We start from the raw sequence: 2686 nt of genomic DNA, 5'->3' as shown, positions 1-2686 counted from the left end.
GCTCTGCCGTGTGCTCCATCTCGCGCATCAGATGGCTGGAGACCAGTACCGTGCGGCCCTCGGCGGCCAGCCGCCGGAACAGGCCACGCACCCACAGCACACCCTCCGGGTCCAGCCCGTTGACCGGCTCGTCGAGCATCACCGTCTGCGGATCGCCCAGCAGCGCCGCCGCGATGCCCAGCCGCTGGCCCATCCCGAGGGAGAAGGCTCCGGCCCGCTTCTTCGCCACGCTGCCAAGGCCGGCGAGGTCGATGACCTCGTCGACCCGGCGGCCCGGAATGCCGTGGGTCAGCGCGAGGGCCCTGAGGTGGTTGTAGGCGGAGCGGCCCGGGTGGATCGACTTCGCCTCCAGGAGGGCGCCGACCTCCTGGAGAGGTGCCTGGTGGCGGGCATAGTGGTGGTCGTTCACGGTGACGGAGCCGCTCGTCGGAGCGTCGAGGCCGACGATCATGCGCATGGTCGTGGACTTGCCCGCGCCGTTGGGTCCCAGAAAGCCTGTCACCGTGCCCGGCTTCACGACGAAGTCCAGCCCGTCGACGGCCGTCTTCTCGCCGTACCGCTTGGTCAACTGCCGTGCGTCGATCATTCGCGCTCTTCCTCTCGGCCTGCGGCGTCCGTCGCCTGCGACACCTCACCGGCAACGCTAAGCACCGAATCACCCCGATCCTGTGGTACCAGGAGGCTGAAACCGAGGGGCACGTGGTACCGCGGTACTACGCGTCTACCTGCGGTGTCTTCCGTGTTCGCCGGCTCCGTGGTGGTCGCAGCAGGCGTCCGGCCGCCGCGGTGAGTGGCTCGTCCGCGCTGCGCCCTGCGTCCCTGCGTCGACGGCACACTGGGCCCGCTCCGCGCTCTCGACCAGGCTCTCGCTGTCCGAGGCGGCGTTGGCCAGGCCGGCGCAGCACAGGGTTAGCAGGACGGCGCCCGCCACGAACGGCAGGGTGCGGCGCGGGGGAGGCGGGGCCAGCAGGGCCCGCACCCGCTGGGGCACCGCCCCGCCGGTCGCGGCCAGGGCAGCGGGGCGGGATGCGCCGGCGGAGGCGAGAGCCGCCCGTCCAACGGCGCGGGCGACGACCGTACGGCTGCCGACGTGGGCCGCGGCCTCCTCGTCGGCCCACCGCTCCAGTACGAACCCGCCTGCCTCGGCCAGCGGTTGCAACAGCGGATTGACGGCAGCCGTGAGTCGCCAGACAGCCTGGAAGAGGTGGTGGCGGCGACGGAGATGGGCCCGCTCGTGCGCCAGGAGGGCCTCGCGTTCTCCGTCGCTGAGGCAGCGCAGCATTCCGCGGGAGACCACGATCCGTCCGGGGACGCCGGGCAGCGCGAACGCCTGCGGAGTCTCGTCGTCGAGCACGGCCAGCTCGGAGTCTCCGGGCATCCGGCCGCATTCCCGCCGGGCCCACAGGACATGGCGGATCTGTCGTACGGCCGCGACTGGCAGCGACACGACTCCCGCCGCCAGAGCCAGGGCACTGACGGCCGCGACAGCCAAGGAGACCGGGTCCTCGGCACGCAGGGCAGCCACTGACCAGTGGCCCTCCTCCGCGACCTCGGGGATCTGCGCGAACCCGGTGAACGCCAGCAGGGCCAGTGAACCGAGCCAGCCGGCCGCCGTCACGAGCGCCGCACACGCCAGGGACCAGGCCGCGTGCCTCGGTGCCGGTCGCCGTGCCGCCCGGGGCGCGAGCACCGCGAGGACCACGGTCACCACGAGGGGAATGTAGACGCTGATCGTCACCGGCCTACCGCCCGTCGGCGCCGCGCCCGGCGTCCTGCTCGCCCAGCAGGCGGTGCAGCAACTGCTCGTCCTCCTGGGACAGTTCGGACACGAAGCGGGTGAGCACCGCCTCCCGGTCCGAGCCGCGCTCCAGAAGGCTGTGCATCCGCACGGCGGTCTCGGACGCCTCGTCCCGGACGGGCGCGTAGGCGTATCCGCGGCCCGCGGGGTGCCGTACGAGCATGCCCTTGTCGTGCAGGCGCGACAGGATCGTCAGCACCGTCGTGTAGGCGAGGTCCCCAGGCAGCCGCTCCAGGACCTGCCGTGCGGTCAGCGGCTGGTCAGCGGCCCACAGGGCGGCGAGCACGCCACTCTCCAGCTCCCCGCGTGCCCTTCTGCCGGTCGCCCCGCCGCTTTCCTCGCTCTTCCGGTCGTGCACCGTCCACCGCCTTCCCGCTCGGCACCCCAGCCTACCGGGAGCTACTACGGCTTGTAGGAAGCGGGGTGGGACCCCCGTCAGCGGAACTACTACATCTCGTACGAGCCGACCTACTACATGTTGTAGAGTTCGACCGCCCCACTCCACCTGCGGAGGAACGAGCCCCATGCCCTACCTCGGAAGTTCGGTGCATCTGCGTGCCCTGGCGGCCGCCACCCTGCGCCCCGAACCGGCGTCGGCCACGGCACAGGCCGAGCGCATTGCGATCGTCTCGGCGAGCATCGGCGCTGGCCACGACGGTGCCGCCGCCGAACTGGCCCGTCGGCTCACCGCCCACGGCCTCACCGTCGACCGGTTCGATCTGCTGGACCTGTTGCCCGCCCGGATGGGGCCGCTCGTCCGGGACGGCTACCACCGGATGCTGGTCCGGGCCCCCTGGGCTTACCAGCGGGTCTACCGGAGCACCGAACGCGCGGGTGGTGGCGGACCGTTGGCGAGGGCGCTGCTGCGCAGCGCCGAGGACCGCATGC

General features: G+C 72.3%; 3 protein-coding genes and 1 pseudogene. 1 reads left to right on the top strand and 3 read right to left on the bottom strand.

Going from position 1 to position 2686, the window contains the following annotated elements; genetic code table 11:
* The 3 genes from ACWFR4_RS48345 to ACWFR4_RS48335 all read right to left on the bottom strand — a co-directional run.
* Positions 1 to 586: ATP-binding cassette domain-containing protein (locus tag ACWFR4_RS48345; protein WP_453658311.1), on the bottom strand; the 586-nt coding region annotated here is incomplete at its 3' end.
* A gap of 135 nt (positions 587 to 721) precedes the next feature.
* The gene (locus ACWFR4_RS48340) at positions 722 to 1711 is read right to left on the bottom strand and encodes a M56 family metallopeptidase (protein WP_453658309.1); all 990 of its coding nucleotides are present in this window, start codon (positions 1709 to 1711) and stop codon (positions 722 to 724) included.
* A 31-nt stretch (positions 1712 to 1742) separates the two neighbouring features.
* The gene (locus ACWFR4_RS48335; protein ID WP_453658307.1) at positions 1743 to 2156 is read right to left on the bottom strand and encodes a BlaI/MecI/CopY family transcriptional regulator; all 414 of its coding nucleotides are present in this window, start codon (positions 2154 to 2156) and stop codon (positions 1743 to 1745) included.
* 166 nt (positions 2157 to 2322) lie between these two features.
* Between ACWFR4_RS48335 and ACWFR4_RS48330 the strand changes: the two are divergent.
* Positions 2323 to 2686 (top strand): annotated as a pseudogene (locus ACWFR4_RS48330) (UDP-N-acetylglucosamine--N-acetylglucosamine transferase); the annotation flags it as partial.

This window comes from Streptomyces sp. NPDC055140, from assembly GCF_053607285.1.
Note: the sequence above shows the minus strand (reverse complement) of the source record. Positions and strands in the feature narration are given on the sequence as shown.